Origin of the sequence: Pseudomonas sp. GD03862 (assembly GCF_029840855.1) — a bacterium.
GTDB classification, from domain to species: domain Bacteria; phylum Pseudomonadota; class Gammaproteobacteria; order Pseudomonadales; family Pseudomonadaceae; genus Aquipseudomonas; species Aquipseudomonas alloputida.
In genome coordinates this window covers 156,056-171,758 of record NZ_JAOCDI010000001.1, presented here as the reverse complement: position 1 = coordinate 171,758, position 15,703 = coordinate 156,056, and the positions used below count along the sequence as shown (strand labels likewise).

The following is a 15,703-nucleotide window of genomic DNA, read 5'->3' as shown; positions in this document are numbered from 1 at the left end:
TCTTTTTTGCCGCCGGTTCCGACCGTGCGACGCTGAACTATAGTGAAGACGGCGAACGCCGTAGGGCCAGGGATTCCAATGTGCGCAGCCAGGAAACAGGATGACGATGGGCTTTTCGCCATAAGTGGCGAGGGCCGCGCCGTGGCGCTGTTCCGCCTGGTACTGGCATTCATGCTGGTGGTGATGCTGGCATTTGTACTGGTGGAAGGTTGGCGCATCTGGCGCGACTACCGCTTTGCCTATAACAATGCCGAGAACATGGTCAGCAACCTGGCCCGGGCTACGGCGCAGCACGCCGAGGACGCTATCCGCCAGGTCGACGCCATTACCGCAGCCTTGGCCGAGCGCCTGGAAGGCGATGGTTTCGATCACATCGACCGGCCCCGCCTGCATGCCTTGCTGGCCCAGCAAAAACGCATCATGCCGCAGTTGCACGGGCTTTTCGTTTACGGCCCGGACGGCAGCTGGATCGTCACGGATCAGGCGGCCATCCCGCCCAAGGCCAATAACGCCGACCGGGACTACTTCGCCTATCACCGCAGCCATACCGACCCTGGTGTACATATCGGTTCGGTGGTGCGCAGCCGTTCCACCGGCGACCTGATCATTCCTATTTCCAGGCGCCTGGAGCATGCCGACGGCAGCTTCGCCGGCGTATTGCTCGGCACCATCAAAGTGGCGTGGTTCGTGCGTTACTACGGCGACTTCAAGATCGACGAACGCGGCGCGCTGGTGCTGGCCAAGCGCGACGGCACCCTCCTGGTACGGCGCCCGTTCGTGGAACAGGTGATAGGCCGAAGTCTTGCCAACAGTGAGATCTTCCGCAACCACTTGCCGTATGCCACAGAAGGGGTAGCCGAGGCGGTAGCGGTTGTCGACGGTACCCCTCGGCTGTATGGCTACCGCGCGTTGTCCAGCTACCCGTTGGTCGTGGAGGCGGGGCTGTCGCGTGAATCCATTGTCGCGCCCTGGCGGTACGATGCGATCAAGTCGGTGGCGGTCTTGCTGCTGTTGTTGGTGGGGCTGGCAGCGTTTGGCGGTGTGGTGCTGCGCCAACTGCGCGAGCGGATCGTGATCGAGCGGGCGCTGCTCCAGGCTCACCAGACGCTGAAAGCGTTGGCCTTGACCGACAGCCTTACAGGGCTGGGTAACCGTCGGCGGCTGGATGGCGTGTTCGAACCTGAACTGCGCCGTGCACGGCGCCAAGGCTATCCCCTGGCACTGGTGATGCTGGACCTGGACTACTTCAAGGCCTACAACGACCACTACGGTCACCCGGCTGGCGACCAGTGCCTGCGACGCTTTGCCGAGGTGCTGCAACAGGCCTTGAAACGGCCGGCCGATCTGGCGGTGCGCTATGGTGGGGAGGAATTCACGCTGTTGCTGCCCGATACCGATGGCCGTGGCGCGGAACTGCTGGTGCAGGAGTTACAGCAGCTGTTGCGCCGTCAGGCGCTGGAACATGCCGCCAGCCCATTGGGAAGGGTGTCGTTCAGTGCCGGGATCGCGGTGGTCGACCTGGCGCGGGAGGGGGGTACTGCCGAGGCGCTGGTCGCGGCGGCTGATGGGGCGTTGTACCAGGCCAAACAGCAGGGGCGAGATGGGTATTGCGTGGCCGGTAGTGTGGCGGCAGGGCAGAATTGCTGACCTGGCTGGAGATCGCGGGGGCACCATGCGGCGCGATGAAACTAGAGCCCCACGTTCAGACGCATTGCACAACGCCCGAGAAGACCGTGAGCATGCTCGCTGGCCAGGATGCCACGGAGTCGTTCGCAAAGCCGGCTATCCTGAAGCATCTCAAACCCGAAACGGGCATAAAACGGAGCATTCCAAGGCACATCCACAAAGGTGGTCAGCGTCAGCTCGCGTACACCGGCGCAGCGCGCTGCATCGACCACTTGCTGCAGCAACCGGCGCCCGACACCTTGCCCTTGGGCCTCCTGGCACACCGATATTTCATGAAGGTGCAATGCCTGATCCGCCAGCCGGGCGCATGCAAAACCCACAATGCGCCCAGTCGCGTCCTGCGCCACCCAACTACCCCCTGCCTCGACGAAAGCCCTGTGCGCCGCGCAATCCATGACTTCGCCTTGCGCCAGCCAGGCCAGTGCCGGCCAACTGGCAAAGGCCTGGGCTGCCGAGCGCTCGACGTCCGGCAGCCACGTGATGTCTGGTTCAAGGGTCGGGCGGATAAGCATGAATCACTCCTGTCGTTCTAATCCGTCGCCAGCACCTGCGGCTGCAATTGCCAGCGCACCGAGCTTACACCTTTCTCCAGGCTGACCCTGCTGACCAGGCGCTCCAGTTGCGCCGGCGCCTGCGCGGTGCCCAACAGCTCGGCGCGCACTTCCAGGCGCGCAGGGTTGTCCAGGTCCTGGCTCTGCAACGACTGCAGGCGCAGCTGTGGATCGCCCAGGCTGTGCAGCATCAGGCTACGCACCTGGATCTCGTCCTCGCCGCGGCAGACGATACGGACTTCGAAGTGCTGTTCCACCTCGCTGGCCGGCACCACGTCCTGACGGTCCAGACGCTGGGCGATATCACGCAACAGGATGTTGGCGCAGAGCACCACCAGGCTACCCAGTGCCGCCTCCATCATCAGCCCGAGGCTGCACAGCACGCCGACCGCAGCCGTGCACCACAAGGTGGCCGCGGTGTTCAGGCCACGTACATTGAAACCATCGCGCATGATGACGCCACCGCCGAGAAAGCCGATGCCCGACACCACATAGGCTGCGACCCGCGACGCATCGGCAGGCGCCATGCCTGGCACCGCCTGGGTCATCAATACGAACAGGCAGGCACCGGTACTGACCAGCGCATTGGTGCGCAGCCCGGTCAGGCGTTGGCGCAATTGCCGTTCGGCACCGATCAGCGCCCCCAGCACCAGGGCAATGCTGACGCGCAGCAGAAATACTTTCCAATCCATAGCAAACCTCTTCCGCAGGCACACGCCCGCATGAACGCCATCAGTTGGCGCGGTTGAAATAACCAGAAATTGCGCAGGACCACGCGGAGGGAAGGAGAAGCGGGGGTTACGGGAAACCACCGTCTTGCCAGAGCGGCCAGACAGTGCGGAACACTGCCGGGCTAGCGCGCCACGCGGGCCTGTCGCAAGCGACTGGGGCTACTGTCCAAGGCAGGTCTCCTGTTGAGGAAGGCAAAATTGCGTCGCGGACCATACGCCGCAGGGCAGAGCAGGTCAAGGTCAAAAACATGACAATGGCTTCATCCGGGAACGGCCTGCTGCCGGTCACGCCCACATGGAAAAAACCCTGGGCAGCCGGTAACCTTGCGCCTTCCTTTGCCATCACCCGGACCGTTCCATGCTGTTCAATCTCGCCATATTGTTCGGCACCCTGGTGGCCATGGAGGGCGTTGGCACACTGGCTCACAAGTACATCATGCATGGCTGGGGCTGGTGGCTGCACCGATCGCACCATGAGCCACACCTGGGCATGCTCGAAACCAACGACCTGTACCTGGTGGCCTTGGGGCTGATCGCCACGGCGCTGGTGGCGCTGGGCAAAAGTGGTTATGCGCCTTTGCAGTGGGTGGGCGGTGGTGTGGCAGGCTATGGAGCACTGTATGTACTGGCCCACGACGGTTTCTTTCACCGGCACTGGCCGCGCAAGCCGCGGCCGGTCAACCGCTACCTGAAACGCTTGCACCGCGCGCACCGCCTGCACCATGCGGTGAAGGGGCGCACGGGGAGCGTGTCGTTCGGGTTCTTCTATGCGCCGCCGCTGAAGGTGTTGAAGCAGCAGCTGCGCAGCAGGCGCAGCCAATCGTGACGCATCCCTGGCACGCCCGGCACCTGCCGGGCATCGGGTGACATCAGTTCACGGTTTCACCCTTGGGCTCTGCCACCACATGCCCGCGGCTCACCCACCAGCCAAACCCGGCCGCGGTAAAGAACATGATCAAGCTGTACAACGCAGCCGGCACCGCCATGGTCGCGTTGTTCAGCAGCGAAGGGCTCAACGCCAGGGCAATCGCCAAGGTCCCGTTATGGATGCCAATTTCCATACCAATGGCAATCGCCTGGCGCTTGGGAATGTTCAACAGCCGCGGCACCCAATAGCCCACCGTCAGGCTCAGCAGGTTGAACAGGAGCGCCGCCAGGCCCACCACCGGTGCGTACTCGACCACTGTCTGCCAGTCCTTGGCCAATGCCAGGACGATGGTGAAGGCCAGGAACAGCGCAGCCACCAGCTTCATCGGTTTTTCCATGCGCGCAGCGAACGCCGGGGCGAAATGGCGAATCAGCATGCCCAGCGCCACCGGCAGCAAGACGATGGCGAACACCTGCATGACCTTGGCGAACTGCAGTGGAATAGCCTGGTCCGAGGACATGAACCAGCTCAGCGACAGGTTCACCAGCAACGGCATGGTCAGGATCGCGATCAGTGAGTTGACCGCCGTCAGGGTGATGTTCAATGCCACGTCACCGTGGGCCAGATGGCTGAACAGGTTGGCCGTGGTCCCACCCGGCGAAGCAGCCAGCAGCATCAACCCCACTGCCAGGGCAGATTCCAGGCCAAAGCCGTTGGCGATCAGGAAGCACACCAGCGGCAACAGCAGGATCTGGCACACCAGGCCCACCACCACGGGCTTTGGATACTTCACCACGCGAGCGAAGTCAGCCAGGGTCAACGACAACCCAAGGCCAAGCATGATGATGCCCAGGGCAAGCGGCAGAAACGCAGTGAGCAGGGGCGAGGCGGTCATGAGTGGTCTCTCGGGCGAAGGATCTGAAGCAGTGTAGGTCGGCCTTGATTGATAGCTAATTGCAAAGGGCCAGCTCTTGGTAACCGTTTGTTACCACGTGCAGCGGCTGGCGAGGCTGCATGCCGCATTGCAGCAGGCATGCAGGCGAAGTAGCATTCCGTTTTTACCTTAGGATTAGCCTGATATGCCGTTCCAGCAAGGTCTGCTTGCCACCCCGGTGCCTGCCCACGCCCGTCACCTGTTCTTCACCCTGCAGTCGCCCGAGGCGTTGCCTGCCGCGCTGGATGCCTTGCTGCCGCAGGTCGATGGCAAACAGTTGCTGCTGGGCGTAGGCGCCCCGCTGGCCAAGGCCCTGGGCCGTGAAATACCAGGCCTGCGCCCGTTCCCGCTGCTGGATGCCGCGGTGGAGAACCCCAGCACCCAACACGCCCTGTGGCTGTGGCTGCGTGGCGACGAACGTGGCGACCTGCTGCTGCGCGCCCAGGCCCTGGAGCAGGCGCTGGCTCCCGCCCTGAGCCTGGCCGACAGCGTTGATGGCTTCCTGCACCGGGGCGGCCATGACCTTACCGGTTATGAAGACGGCACCGAAAACCCGGCAGACGAAGAGGCGGTGCAAGCGGCCATTGCCGCAGATGGCTCCAGCTTTGCCGCGTTCCAGCTGTGGAAGCACGACCTGCAATACTTCAAGTCGCTGCCCCAGGCAGACCAGGACAACATCATCGGCCGTCGCTTGAGCGATAACGAAGAACTCGACGACGCCCCCGCGTCCGCGCACGTCAAGCGCACCGCCCAGGAAAGCTTTGAACCCGAGGCGTTCATGGTCCGTCGCTCGGTATCCTGGGCCGACCAACGCGGCGCCGGCCTGGCTTTCGTCGCCCTGGGCAAGAGTTTCGAGGCATTCGAGGTGCAGCTGCGGCGCATGAGTGGCCTGGAAGACGGCATCATCGACGGGCTGTACCGCTTTAGCCGCCCGCTGACGGGGGGCTACTACTGGTGCCCACCAATGAGCGAGACGGGTGTCGATCTGAGCCCCTTGCTGGGGGCCTGATCTCTAAACATCCAGATACAGAAACACCCGCAGGCGAGGGACAGAGCGGCTAGCCTTGAAAGTTTCCGATTCATGACGGGAGATTTTCCATGTACGCACGTCGTGAAGTCCTACGCGCAGGTGCAACATTGGGGTTGCTGGCCGCCGCCAGCCCTTGGCTGCACGCTGCCGCGCCGGCGGGTTTGCTGGCGCGCAAAGTCCCGTCCACCGGTGAAGCGTTGCCGGTGATCGGGGCCGGTACGTCGGGCAGTTTCGAGGTAGAAAGCGGTTCGCCCCAGTACCTTCAGCTCAAAACGGTGCTCAAGGCATTTTTCGAAGGCGGCGGCCGGGTGATCGACACCTCGCCCAACTACGGGGGCGCCGACAGCATTCTCGGCCAGTTGCTGGAAGAGGGCGGCTGGCACCGACAGTGCTTCCTTGCCACCAAGATCGCCGCCAATAGCCGGGCTGAAGCCCAGGCGCAGTGGGCCGGCAGCCTCAAGAGCCTGCGCACCGACAAGGTCGACTTGCTGCAGATTCACAACCTGCGCGACTGGCAGACGCAGCTGCCTTATGCCCGCGAGCTGAAGCAGCAGGGCGGGACACGTTATGTCGGCATCACCCATTACCTGAACAGTGGCCACGACGACGTCGCCCGTATCGTGCGCAGCGAGCCGCTGGACTTCATCCAGATCAACTACTCGGTCAACGCGCCGGACGCTGCCCGGGAACTGCTGCCGCTGTGCCAGGACAAGGGCGTTGCGGTGTTGATCAATCGGGCCTTCGACGATGGCCGGCTGTTCGCCCGGGTCAAAGGCCAGGCCTTGCCGGGCTGGGCCGCCGAAGCAGGCATCGGCAGCTGGGCACAGCTGTTTCTCAAGTTCGCCCTCAGTCACCCGGCAGTGACCACGGTCATACCCGCTACCAGTCGGCCTGACCGCCAGCTCGATCAGCTCAAGGCCGGGCATGAGCCAATGCTCACCCAGGCGCAGCAACAGGCGCTGATCACACAGTTTGCCTGACACCATGCAAGCCTGGCGGCGGCGCCTGGACCGAGGGCTGAACATCCAGCCTGGTGAGGGGCCGGCGGTCATCGCCGGCTTGCTGCTGTTCTACCTGCTGTTCACTGGTTACTTCATGCTGCGCCCGGTACGCGAAACCATGGGTGTTGCCGGTGGCGTGGAAAACCTGCAGTGGCTGTTCACCGGCACCTTCCTTGCCACGTTGGCGTGCCTGCCGCTGTTTGGCTGGCTGGCCTCCAGGGTGCAGCGCAGGCATATCCTGCCTTGGACCTATGGTTTTTTCTCCAGCAACCTGTTGCTGTTCGCGGCACTTTTAGCCGGTAACCCTGACAATCTCTGGACCGCCCGGGCGTTCTATATCTGGCTGTCGGTGTTCAATTTGCTGACGATCTCGCTGGCCTGGAGCGTGCTCGCCGATCTGTTTTCCACCGCCCAAGGCAAGCGGCTGTTCGGTCTGCTGGCAGCCGGGGCCAGCCTGGGCGGGCTCAGTGGCCCCGTGCTTGGCACGTTGCTGGTGGCGCCGCTCGGCCATGCCGGGTTGCTGGTGCTGGCGGCGGTGTTTCTGCTGGGCAGTATCGGCGCGACACTGTTCCTGCAACGCTGGCGAGCACGCCAACCTATTGCGATGCAAACCAAACACCAGGACGCGCGGCCACTGGGTGGCAACCCGTTTACCGGCGCCACCGCCGTCCTGCGCTCGCCCTATCTGCTAGGCATCGCTTTGTTCGTGGTATTGCTGGCCAGCGTCAGCACATTCCTGTACTTCGAGCAGGCGCGTATTGTCAGCGAAACCTTCACTGACCGCACCCGGCAGACACAGGTGTTCGGCCTGATCGACACGGTTGTGCAGGCCCTGGCCATCCTCACCCAGGTCTTTCTTACCGGGCGTCTGGCCCGTCGGCTGGGTGTCGGTGTGTTGCTGGTTGCAGTGCCGCTGATAATGGCTGCCGGCTTCTTGTGGCTGGCACTGGCCCCGGTGTTTGCCCTGTTCGTGGTGGTGATGGTGGTGCGCCGGGCAGGTGAATACGCACTGGTGCGGCCAGGGCGGGAGATGCTGTTCACCGTGCTGTCCGCCGAGGACAAGTACAAAGCCAAGAACTTCATCGACACCGTGGTCTACCGTGGCGGCGATGCGCTGAGCGGCTGGGTCAAGCGTGCGCTGGACGTGATGGGCGAACACCCGCAATTGGCGATGCTCATCGGCGCGTTGCTTGCCGTGGGCTGGGGCGCGACGGGCGCTTGGCTGGGCCGCCGGCAGGCGCGCATGGATCGCCCGCCGCACCACTGACACGCGCACCAAATACGGCGATGCCGCTTATTTAACGCCACCGGTCCGAACCTCTCGTAATAAACCGAATCTGCCGATATCGCCGAACTCCGAATCTGTGTACGGCATCTTGCCGTGCATTCCGAAGTCATATGAGGTTTGAACACCATGGCCACTAAAGACAACAGCCGCACCGGCAATCAACAAGGCAGCCAAGGCGGTAACAAGAACCCGGGCAACTTCGCCAATGACCGTGAAAAAGCTTCCGAAGCCGGTCGCAAAGGCGGCCAGTCCTCGGGCGGCAACATGCCCCACGACCGCGAGTCGGGCCACAAGGGCGGCCGTTCGTAACTGACCGAGGCGCAGTGCCGGGGCGACCTGGCACTGCAATTATCCAAGGGGGTACTCCATGCGCCTGACTCCACTGATCATCCTGATGGGTTCGCTGAGCTTGGTCGGCGGTTGTTTCGACCGCGACAATGACCACCCCGGCAAAGATTCGGACCCCAGCAAGCCTTCGCTGCAGATGCAGCAACCGGATAGCAAGCCTGCGCCGCAGCCTGCGCCCGACCCCGAGCCGATGCCGGGGCAGAAGCCGAGCCAGTAAGTAGACAAGGAGCACGGCATGACGGTGATGAACCGCAATACTGCAAGCGCTGGGCAAGTGGCCGCCGAATCGACCAGTCTGCGACAACGCTATGAAACAATGCTCGCAGGGCAGGATGCTGGCAGCGCCTCATGGCTCGAGGAACAACTGGCGGGTGCCGCAAACATGCCGGACGACTTGCCCGACACACCGTCCGAGTTGCCCGACTGGAGCAGAAAGCATACTGCCAAGGTCGCCGAGGCCTATACCCGTTACCTGGCACAACGCCGTCAAGGCATGCCACGCCGTTACTTTTCCAACCGCGCCCACGCATTGTGGTTCCTGCAACAGGTTGCGCCGACCAAGGCCGTCGACGGCGCCTGGCTACAGGGCACCCTGCATCACTGGCGCGATCCACGTTACCACGGGCTGATTCGCACTTACCTGGAAGAGCTCGGCAACGGCGACCCACGCTGCAACCATGTGCTGATCTATCAGCGTCTGCTTGGTCGCCTGGGTTGCGTAGAGGCCATGCCCCTGGATGACATGCGATATCTGCAAGGGGCGATACAACTTGCCCTGGGGCAGCATTGCGACAGTTACCTACCAGAGGTGGTTGGCTACAACCTCGGTTATGAGCAGCCACCGCTGCATCTGCTGATCACCACGTACGAGCTGGCCGAGCTGGGCATCGACGGGCAGTATTTTCAGCTGCACGTGACCATCGACAATGCAGCCAGCGGCCACGCGCGCCTGGCAATCCAGGCATTGAACCAGCTAAGCCCCCCGCGTGACCCCCAGGGGTTCTACGCCAGGGTGCGCCGCGGCTACCGTCTGAATGACCGGGGTATCGCCACGCCAGACCTCATCCGCCAGTTCGACCTGCAAGGTGAACTGTTCGCAGCCTTGGAACGCAAGCGGGTATACGGCCAGTTCATGCATGCCGACCATTGCCGCCTGCAGCAGCGCACGATCAATCAATGGCTGGCCGAACCCGGCGCCATGCCCGCATTCGTTGCCGCATTACAGGCTCATGGCTGGATCCGCAGAGGGCAGCCGCCAGCTAACAGCCGCTGGTGGACGCTGATCGAGGGGCCGCCTGCGGCGATGTTCGGTGTATTCAACGCCTATGAAAAACAGCTTTGGCATGACTGGATCGCCGACGACTGGCGGCCGTCCATCCGCCGCGTGGCCCCTGGCAGTTGGGGGCTGCCGGAGGTGCATGAGGAAATACCCGGCGACGCCTTGAATGTGGCCCCCGAGGCCTTGATCCAGCGGATGGCTGGCAACCGCCACGCCACGCCGGACGGTCTGTCTGCCACGCGCGCCTACATGCGCGTAACCGGGCTGCGCCAGGAGGAACCGCGTTGATGATGCTCGCGCCCAGGCAAATCGAGGCAGGCCAGGCGTTGCTGCAACTGGGACAGCGCCTGCGTGCCGATGGATACCGCTTTACCTGCGTAACCCCCGCCACCCACGCGCGCGTCAATGCCCGCGATGGCTGCGGGCAGGCCAGCACCCTGCGCGATGTATTCGGCTGGAGCCGACCTTTCGACCCCGGTTTGCTGTCGGCAGATCAGTTGCAGTTGCTCGAACGTGCGCAGGCGTTAGTTGCGCAGGGTGAACTGCTGACCAGCACGGTACGCTGGTCCAGCCTGGATGAATTTCTGTTGCTGCATTCGGCGTTTCCAACCGACGCCAGCGATGCCGTGTTCTTCGGCCCGGACAGTTACCGCTTTGCCCAGGTCATTCACGAGCACCTTCAGCACTGCCCCGCGCGGGTCGAGCATGCAGTGGATATCGGCTGTGGCAGCGGGGTGGGCGCCTTGCTGATTGCCCGCGCCGCCCAGCACGCGCAGGTCAGCGCCGTTGACATCAACCCCCTGGCGCTGCGCTATACGGCAATCAATGCAGCCTTGGCGGGTGTGAGTAACGTGTCGGTCGAGCCCAGCGACTTGCTGGACGGTATCAGCGGCACGTTCGACCTGATCGTTGCCAACCCGCCCTACATGCTTGACCCCAACGCCCGCCTGTACCGTCACGGCGGATGCGCGCTAGGCGTCGACCTGTCGCTACGTATCGTGGAGCAGGCTCGCGATCGGCTGAGCCGCCACGGTACGTTGCTGCTATACACAGGCGTGGCCATTGTCGAAGGCCGCGATGCCTTGCTCGAAGCCATCCGCCTGCGCCTGGCCGGTCCGGATTGGGCCTGGGTGTATCGGGAAATCGACCCCGATGTATTTGGCGAGCAACTGGCTGAGCCGGGCTACGAACAGGTCGAGCGCATCGCCGCCGTGGCGCTCACCGTTACCCGTAACTGCTGAGGCAGCATGGTCCGGCCCTGTGCCGGTCAAGTGCTTCACGACAGCACCCGCTCGCCAAAGGTGATGGTGGAGGCGGGACTTGCATTTAGGCTGTGTTGACCGACAATGGCCGCGCCCTTTGCAGCCACTCGGAAACACCTGCTCCATGATGCTGATCAAGCAATTCCCCGACATTTCCCTGAATGACACGCTGTTCGTCTTTGCCCTCGAGGCCGAGGCTGGCGATGTCTTTACCGAGGTGAACACCGTGTTCACCGGCATTGGCAAGGTCAATGCCGCGATCGCCCTGACCAAGGCGATCGCCACGCGCAGGCCCAAGCTTATCGTCAACCTGGGCTCGGCTGGCAGCCAGCGTCATGGCAAGGGCGAAGTCGTGTGCTGTAACCGCTTCGTTCAACGCGACATGGATGTGACCCCACTGGGCTTTGCCCGTTATGAAACGCCCTTGTCCGACACCCCGGTGGTACTCGAACACGGGGCGGCAATACCCGGCCTGGCTGTGGAAACCTGTGGCAGCGGTGACAGCTTCGAGATCAACCATGGCGACGCGCCTTATGACGTGATCGACATGGAAGCCTATGTGCTGGCATTGATCGCGCGTGACGAAGGTATTCCGTTCGTGTGCCTTAAATACATTTCCGATGATGCCGGCAGCGATGCTGCGCAGGATTGGGCAGTGCAAGTGCACCTGGCGGCCGAAGCGTTCAAGCGGGTGCTGTTCAGCCAGGCGTGACAGTTGCCGCAGGGCAGGGCAGCTAAACCTTTGTCGCCCGGCGCAGTCACTTCTGGTATCAGCAGGCAACCCTGGGAGCACCCTCATGGCTCGGGCAATCTGGAAAGGCGCCATCAGTTTTGGCCTTGTGCACATCCCCGTGGCACTCAATACCGCCGTGCGCACCGAGCGCGTGGACTTCGACTGGCTGGACAAGCGCAGCATGGAGCCGGTCGGCTACAAGCGGGTGAACAAAGTGACCGGCAAGGAAATCGACAAGGACAATATCGTCAAGGGCGTAGAGTTCGAGAAGGGCCGCTATGTGGTGATCAGTGAGGAGGAGATCCGCAAGGCCCGGCCCGAAGCGACCCAGACGATCGATATCTTTTCCTTTGTGGAAGCGGGCGATATTCCGCTGCAGCATTTTGATACGCCGTACTACCTGACCCCGGACCGCCGTGGCGGCAAGGTGTACGCCTTGCTGCGCGAGACGCTGGAAAAGACCGGCAAGGTGGCACTGGCCACCGTGGTATTGCATACCCGGCAGCACTTGGCGCTGCTGCGGCCGCTGGACCAGGCGCTGGTGATGATCACCTTGCGCTGGCCTGAAGAGGTGCGCGGGCTGGAAACGCTGGAGCTCGATGCCAGCGTGACCGACAGCAAGGTGGAGAAGCGTGAGCTGGAGATGGCCAAACGCCTGGTGGAGGACATGAGCGGGCCCTGGAAGCCTGAGGATTATCACGACGCCTTCCGCCAGACGATCATGGACCTGGTGGAAGAGAAGGCCAGCAGGGGCAAGATCGAGGCGGTGGAGAAGGGCGACGCAGGGGCGGCCGAGAAAGGTGCGGACATCCTCGACCTGACCGAACTGCTCAAGCGCAGCCTGGGTGGCAAGAAACCGGTGAAGAAAACGCGCAAGGCTTCATGAACACCGCCGAAATCCATTGATTTCAGAACTGCGCCTGCAATCCGGCCAGGTAATCACCAAACCCCTCGCGGGCGCGGCTGTCGCGCCGGCTGCTGGTGGCCACGCTATGCCTGGCGGTCCAGACGATCTGGGCGCCGCTGGCCTGCAGGTCACTGACCAGTTGCACATCTTCATGCGCCGCGAGGGGCTGAAAGCCACCCACACGCTCATAGGCATCGGCACATACCCCCAGGTTTGCGCCGTGCACATGCCGATGCCCTTCACACGCCTGGTAGCGGCTCTGGTACAGCTTGCGCAGCGCGGCTGTCTGCCAGGGTTGCCAGTACTCGACATGCACGGTGCCGCAAACCACCTCGGCGCTACAGGCCAACTGCGACAGCAGCCAGTGCGCCGGGACCCGGCTGTCCGCATCGGTGCACGCCAACCACGTGGCGCCCCGCTCGACCATGTGCGCCGCGCCCACGCGACGTGCCATGCCGACATTACCGGCATCCACCTCCAGTAGGTGTACGCCGAAACGCCGCGCCACGGCGGCGCTGCCGTCACTGCAGCGGTCCAGTACCACCAGCACTTCCACGTGCATTCCCGCATACTGCGCCTGCTGGGCAGCGATCAGCACTGCCCGCAGGCACCGCCCAAGGCGGCGGGCTTCATTATGTGCAGGGATGACAACGGCAATCATGGGCACGTCTCGTCGAGATCGACAACGCTTGGCTGGCATGACCAGTACTCCAGCAAAAAGTCCGCCTCCTCATGTCGGAACTGCTGATGCAACGGCAAATGCCGGGTCAACAGGCGGTGCACGTCGCGACCGTCCTGCGGGCAACCCGCGATAGGGTGCTTCCAGTGGCAGGCCAGTAACGCGCCGTCGTAGGTAAGGCTGGCCACCGATTGTTCGATCACCTGCAGCCAGTCGGTGGGATCAAGGTAGTAACCCACCTCGCTGAGCACGATCAGGTCAAAGCGGCCGCCCGGCCAGTCCCCCGGTAACCGGGCCCGTTCGACCGAGGCATTGTGCACGTGAGCCAGGCGTTCACGGGCCAGGCCTACGGCCGTCGGGTCCAGGTCCTGGCACAGCAGTTCGGCACAACGCTCGGCCAGTAGCGCACTGAGCTCGCCATTTGCGCAGGCTGGCTCGAACACACGCTGATAGCACTGGCGTGGCAGGCTGGCCATCACCAGCTCGCGTTTGCGCCTCTCGTACCAGCGGGTGCGAAAGGCCCAAGGGTCTTCATTGGTGGCGTATAGCTCGGCGAAATACTGTGGATCGAGGCTCATGACAGCTCCATTCAAAGGAACACCAGTTCGAAAGGTTGCAGAAGGCAATCCAGCAGGTGCGGCGGTAGCACCGGCGGCTGCTCGCCGTCCGGCTGCAGCTGGCTGACGTGGGCGGCCAAGGCCTTGCGCTTGCGTGCCAGACGGCTTTCATCGAGTTGCACGCGGTGCGCACGGGGCCATGGCAGGCGCGGGTCGTCAGGCTCGGCCCAGTGCCAGGCCCAGACCGGTACCTCAGCCAACTGCACCCCACGGCTTGCCGCCGCCTGCGCAGCGGCGCGGCCGACGGCCTCGTGATCGCAATGGCCGTCACTGCGCCAGGTGGCCATCAGCAGGTCATCGGGTCGCAGTAGCTGGGTGAGGTGACGGGTCAGAAACGCTTCTTCGCGCGGCAACTGGCCATCCTTCAGATGGAGCCTGCGCCAGTCCAGGCGTTCAAGGTCCAGGTCGAGCTGTTGCAGGGCCTGTCGGCTTTCCTGGGGACGCTGGCGGCGCAAGCGATGTTCGGTCCAGTGGCTGGAGCCGGGGTGGCTGCCTTCGCCGTCGGTGGCGGAGATCAGCACCAGCTCATCCTCACGCCCCTTGAAGCCTGCCAGCAGGCCGCCGGCCATGAGAATTTCGTCATCCGGATGCGGAGCAATCAATACCAGCCGGCGCCCCGGCGGGCACAGTTGGCGTGAGTCGAGCCAGGTCGCACGCGCCAGGTGCGCGCTTTGCTGCCAGGCTGCCCAAGGCGTGCCGCCCGCGGACTGGATCAGGTTCTGGCTCATAGTTGCCACACCCCGGCTGGCAGCTGGGCCAGCTGCTGGCCCAGCATCGCCAGATCACGCTCGGCGTGGCTCTGACGCAGGAACACCGGCAGGTCGGCGCTCAGCCGGGCAAAATGACTGCTGCGACAGAACGGCGTGGCCCCCAAGGCACGCCCGACGTGGCTGATGACCTGCTCTACGGCCTGTTCTACCTGGGCGCGGGTGCGGCGAACTTCGAAACTGGCATCCACACCGGGCTGTTGATCGATCCAGGCAGCACATTCACGCAGTGACGCACGGGCGCCATGCAGCGCAGCGTCCACAGCGCCCAGATGCGCATCGGCATGCGGGTCTGGGCGAGGTTTGCGGCAATGTTCACGCAGGTAATCCGCCAGCGCCTCGGCTGCGCCGTACCAGCAGGCGGCGATACCCGCACCGCCTTGCCAGAAGCCAGGGCGCGAGAGGTATTGGCCTGGCGTGCCGATGAGCGTGCCTGGGGTATCGTTGAACGCCACCTCGACACTGGCGGTAGTGGCCATGCCAACGGCCTGCCAGTGTTCGATGTTCAGGCCCTGGCTTGGCTGTGACAGCTCGATTGCCACCAATTGCGGCTGCTCGGCCTCATCCCAGGCAGTAATCAGCGCGCGATCGATCTGCAAGGCACCGGAACACCAGGCCTTGGTGCCGTTGAGGCGCACCTGGTCACCTTCACGCGCAGTGATGTGGACCCGCGCATCGGGTGGCTCTGCCGCCCACACGCCCCAGATGCCGTCGTTGGCGTGGTGCGCTGCGCCGCATTCCGCCAGGATCGCCAAGGCATCGGTATGACCCTCATAGAGCTTGGCCAGTGCCAGGTCACAGCCGGCCACCCGTGCCAAGGTCTGCCAGCGACGCAAGGTGTTGCCTTGCCCCGGCAACGGTAGCAGGTCGAGGTGATCAGCTTGCAGCGCCTGGATCAGTTGCGGCAATTGGGTATCGAGGTTGAGCGGTAGCTGGCGTTCGCCAAAGGTGCGTAAAAGGCGGTCAAGGGTGGTCAGGTTGAAGTCCTGAACGATGCTCATGGGCGGGCCTCCCGGGTCGTG

18 protein-coding genes are annotated in these 15,703 nt (G+C 63.5%); 11 read left to right on the top strand and 7 right to left on the bottom strand.

The genetic code is table 11. The annotated features are described in order from the left end of the window. The first annotated feature begins 78 nt into the window (after window positions 1-78). Window positions 79-1,647, top strand: a complete 1,569-nt coding sequence (locus tag N5D53_RS00825; protein ID WP_064492026.1) for a sensor domain-containing diguanylate cyclase — start codon at window positions 79-81, stop codon at window positions 1,645-1,647. A 41-nt stretch (window positions 1,648-1,688) separates the two neighbouring features. On the opposite strand, the gene N5D53_RS00820 is transcribed toward N5D53_RS00825, so the two are convergent. Together N5D53_RS00820 and N5D53_RS00815 are read right to left on the bottom strand one after the other, a co-directional pair. Beyond that, complete coding sequence (locus tag N5D53_RS00820; protein WP_064492027.1) at window positions 1,689-2,198, bottom strand: GNAT family N-acetyltransferase; 510 nt, start codon at window positions 2,196-2,198, stop codon at window positions 1,689-1,691. Between the two features lie 17 nt (window positions 2,199-2,215). Next, on the bottom strand, window positions 2,216-2,929 hold the full coding sequence (locus tag N5D53_RS00815; RefSeq protein ID WP_004374444.1) for an MgtC/SapB family protein: 714 nt from the start codon (window positions 2,927-2,929) through the stop codon (window positions 2,216-2,218). A 397-nt stretch (window positions 2,930-3,326) separates the two neighbouring features. On the opposite strand from N5D53_RS00815, the gene N5D53_RS00810 reads away from it, so the two are divergent. Continuing rightward, the gene (locus tag N5D53_RS00810) at window positions 3,327-3,794 is read left to right on the top strand and encodes a sterol desaturase family protein (RefSeq protein ID WP_004374446.1); all 468 of its coding nucleotides are present in this window, start codon (window positions 3,327-3,329) and stop codon (window positions 3,792-3,794) included. A 43-nt stretch (window positions 3,795-3,837) separates the two neighbouring features. Here N5D53_RS00810 and N5D53_RS00805 read toward each other — a convergent pair whose 3' ends face one another. Then, on the bottom strand, window positions 3,838-4,731 hold the full coding sequence (locus N5D53_RS00805; protein ID WP_190869236.1) for a bile acid:sodium symporter family protein: 894 nt from the start codon (window positions 4,729-4,731) through the stop codon (window positions 3,838-3,840). A gap of 184 nt (window positions 4,732-4,915) precedes the next feature. Between N5D53_RS00805 and N5D53_RS00800 the strand changes: the two genes are divergently transcribed. From N5D53_RS00800 to N5D53_RS00760, 9 genes are all read left to right on the top strand, one after another. Continuing rightward, a complete protein-coding gene (locus tag N5D53_RS00800; protein WP_121161634.1) occupies window positions 4,916-5,779 on the top strand; it encodes a Dyp-type peroxidase in 864 nt (287 codons plus the stop codon). 89 nt (window positions 5,780-5,868) lie between these two features. After that, window positions 5,869-6,780 carry an aldo/keto reductase gene (locus N5D53_RS00795; protein WP_029615403.1) on the top strand — a complete coding sequence of 304 codons (912 nt, stop codon included), beginning with the start codon at window positions 5,869-5,871 and terminating at the stop codon, window positions 6,778-6,780. A 4-nt stretch (window positions 6,781-6,784) separates the two neighbouring features. After that, window positions 6,785-8,068 carry an MFS transporter gene (locus N5D53_RS00790; protein ID WP_104961660.1) on the top strand — a complete coding sequence of 428 codons (1,284 nt, stop codon included), beginning with the start codon at window positions 6,785-6,787 and terminating at the stop codon, window positions 8,066-8,068. A 147-nt stretch (window positions 8,069-8,215) separates the two neighbouring features. Then, window positions 8,216-8,398 carry a KGG domain-containing protein gene (locus N5D53_RS00785; RefSeq protein WP_004374456.1) on the top strand — a complete coding sequence of 61 codons (183 nt, stop codon included), beginning with the start codon at window positions 8,216-8,218 and terminating at the stop codon, window positions 8,396-8,398. A 58-nt stretch (window positions 8,399-8,456) separates the two neighbouring features. Continuing rightward, window positions 8,457-8,654 carry a hypothetical protein gene (locus N5D53_RS00780; RefSeq protein WP_021784729.1) on the top strand — a complete coding sequence of 66 codons (198 nt, stop codon included), beginning with the start codon at window positions 8,457-8,459 and terminating at the stop codon, window positions 8,652-8,654. 18 nt (window positions 8,655-8,672) lie between these two features. Continuing rightward, window positions 8,673-10,004 (top strand): iron-containing redox enzyme family protein, encoded by a 1,332-nt coding sequence (locus tag N5D53_RS00775; protein ID WP_104961659.1) that lies wholly within the window; start codon window positions 8,673-8,675, stop codon window positions 10,002-10,004. Continuing rightward, window positions 10,004-10,957 carry a class I SAM-dependent methyltransferase gene (locus N5D53_RS00770; protein ID WP_104961658.1) on the top strand — a complete coding sequence of 318 codons (954 nt, stop codon included), beginning with the start codon at window positions 10,004-10,006 and terminating at the stop codon, window positions 10,955-10,957. The genes N5D53_RS00775 and N5D53_RS00770 overlap by 1 nt, the downstream gene beginning before the upstream one ends. 145 nt (window positions 10,958-11,102) lie before the next feature. Continuing rightward, complete coding sequence (locus N5D53_RS00765; protein ID WP_104961657.1) at window positions 11,103-11,690, top strand: nucleosidase; 588 nt, start codon at window positions 11,103-11,105, stop codon at window positions 11,688-11,690. 85 nt (window positions 11,691-11,775) lie between these two features. Beyond that, window positions 11,776-12,597 carry a Ku protein gene (locus N5D53_RS00760; protein ID WP_104961656.1) on the top strand — a complete coding sequence of 274 codons (822 nt, stop codon included), beginning with the start codon at window positions 11,776-11,778 and terminating at the stop codon, window positions 12,595-12,597. A 22-nt stretch (window positions 12,598-12,619) separates the two neighbouring features. Here the strand turns inward: N5D53_RS00760 and N5D53_RS00755 are convergent, their stop codons facing one another. From N5D53_RS00755 to N5D53_RS00740, 4 genes are read right to left on the bottom strand one after another with little or no spacing between them, the layout of a single operon-like run. Continuing rightward, the gene (locus tag N5D53_RS00755; RefSeq protein WP_104961655.1) at window positions 12,620-13,279 is read right to left on the bottom strand and encodes a glycosyltransferase; all 660 of its coding nucleotides are present in this window, start codon (window positions 13,277-13,279) and stop codon (window positions 12,620-12,622) included. Beyond that, window positions 13,276-13,875: a class I SAM-dependent methyltransferase gene (locus tag N5D53_RS00750; protein WP_012052318.1), complete on the bottom strand. Its 600-nt coding sequence runs from the start codon at window positions 13,873-13,875 to the stop codon at window positions 13,276-13,278. The genes N5D53_RS00755 and N5D53_RS00750 overlap by 4 nt, the downstream gene beginning before the upstream one ends. Before the next feature lie 11 nt (window positions 13,876-13,886). Then, window positions 13,887-14,642: a PIG-L family deacetylase gene (locus tag N5D53_RS00745; protein ID WP_129931757.1), complete on the bottom strand. Its 756-nt coding sequence runs from the start codon at window positions 14,640-14,642 to the stop codon at window positions 13,887-13,889. Beyond that, window positions 14,639-15,682 (bottom strand): acyl-CoA dehydrogenase family protein, encoded by a 1,044-nt coding sequence (locus N5D53_RS00740; protein ID WP_064492039.1) that lies wholly within the window; start codon window positions 15,680-15,682, stop codon window positions 14,639-14,641. The genes N5D53_RS00745 and N5D53_RS00740 overlap by 4 nt, the downstream gene beginning before the upstream one ends. Window positions 15,683-15,703 lie beyond the last annotated feature (21 nt).

What these genes read in the sequence shown, in the direction of transcription:
- N5D53_RS00825 (WP_064492026.1), top strand. Translation starts at nt 79, where the DNA reads ATGTGCGCAGCCAGGAAACAGGATGACGATGGGCTTTTCGCCATAAGT.
- N5D53_RS00820 (WP_064492027.1), bottom strand. Translation starts at nt 2,198, where the DNA reads ATGCTTATCCGCCCGACCCTTGAACCAGACATCACGTGGCTGCCGGAC.
- N5D53_RS00815 (WP_004374444.1), bottom strand. Translation starts at nt 2,929, where the DNA reads ATGGATTGGAAAGTATTTCTGCTGCGCGTCAGCATTGCCCTGGTGCTG.
- N5D53_RS00810 (WP_004374446.1), top strand. Translation starts at nt 3,327, where the DNA reads ATGCTGTTCAATCTCGCCATATTGTTCGGCACCCTGGTGGCCATGGAG.
- N5D53_RS00805 (WP_190869236.1), bottom strand. Translation starts at nt 4,731, where the DNA reads ATGACCGCCTCGCCCCTGCTCACTGCGTTTCTGCCGCTTGCCCTGGGC.
- N5D53_RS00800 (WP_121161634.1), top strand. Translation starts at nt 4,916, where the DNA reads ATGCCGTTCCAGCAAGGTCTGCTTGCCACCCCGGTGCCTGCCCACGCC.
- N5D53_RS00795 (WP_029615403.1), top strand. Translation starts at nt 5,869, where the DNA reads ATGTACGCACGTCGTGAAGTCCTACGCGCAGGTGCAACATTGGGGTTG.
- N5D53_RS00790 (WP_104961660.1), top strand. Translation starts at nt 6,785, where the DNA reads ATGCAAGCCTGGCGGCGGCGCCTGGACCGAGGGCTGAACATCCAGCCT.
- N5D53_RS00785 (WP_004374456.1), top strand. Translation starts at nt 8,216, where the DNA reads ATGGCCACTAAAGACAACAGCCGCACCGGCAATCAACAAGGCAGCCAA.
- N5D53_RS00780 (WP_021784729.1), top strand. Translation starts at nt 8,457, where the DNA reads ATGCGCCTGACTCCACTGATCATCCTGATGGGTTCGCTGAGCTTGGTC.
- N5D53_RS00775 (WP_104961659.1), top strand. Translation starts at nt 8,673, where the DNA reads ATGACGGTGATGAACCGCAATACTGCAAGCGCTGGGCAAGTGGCCGCC.
- N5D53_RS00770 (WP_104961658.1), top strand. Translation starts at nt 10,004, where the DNA reads ATGATGCTCGCGCCCAGGCAAATCGAGGCAGGCCAGGCGTTGCTGCAA.
- N5D53_RS00765 (WP_104961657.1), top strand. Translation starts at nt 11,103, where the DNA reads ATGATGCTGATCAAGCAATTCCCCGACATTTCCCTGAATGACACGCTG.
- N5D53_RS00760 (WP_104961656.1), top strand. Translation starts at nt 11,776, where the DNA reads ATGGCTCGGGCAATCTGGAAAGGCGCCATCAGTTTTGGCCTTGTGCAC.
- N5D53_RS00755 (WP_104961655.1), bottom strand. Translation starts at nt 13,279, where the DNA reads ATGATTGCCGTTGTCATCCCTGCACATAATGAAGCCCGCCGCCTTGGG.
- N5D53_RS00750 (WP_012052318.1), bottom strand. Translation starts at nt 13,875, where the DNA reads ATGAGCCTCGATCCACAGTATTTCGCCGAGCTATACGCCACCAATGAA.
- N5D53_RS00745 (WP_129931757.1), bottom strand. Translation starts at nt 14,642, where the DNA reads ATGAGCCAGAACCTGATCCAGTCCGCGGGCGGCACGCCTTGGGCAGCC.
- N5D53_RS00740 (WP_064492039.1), bottom strand. Translation starts at nt 15,682, where the DNA reads ATGAGCATCGTTCAGGACTTCAACCTGACCACCCTTGACCGCCTTTTA.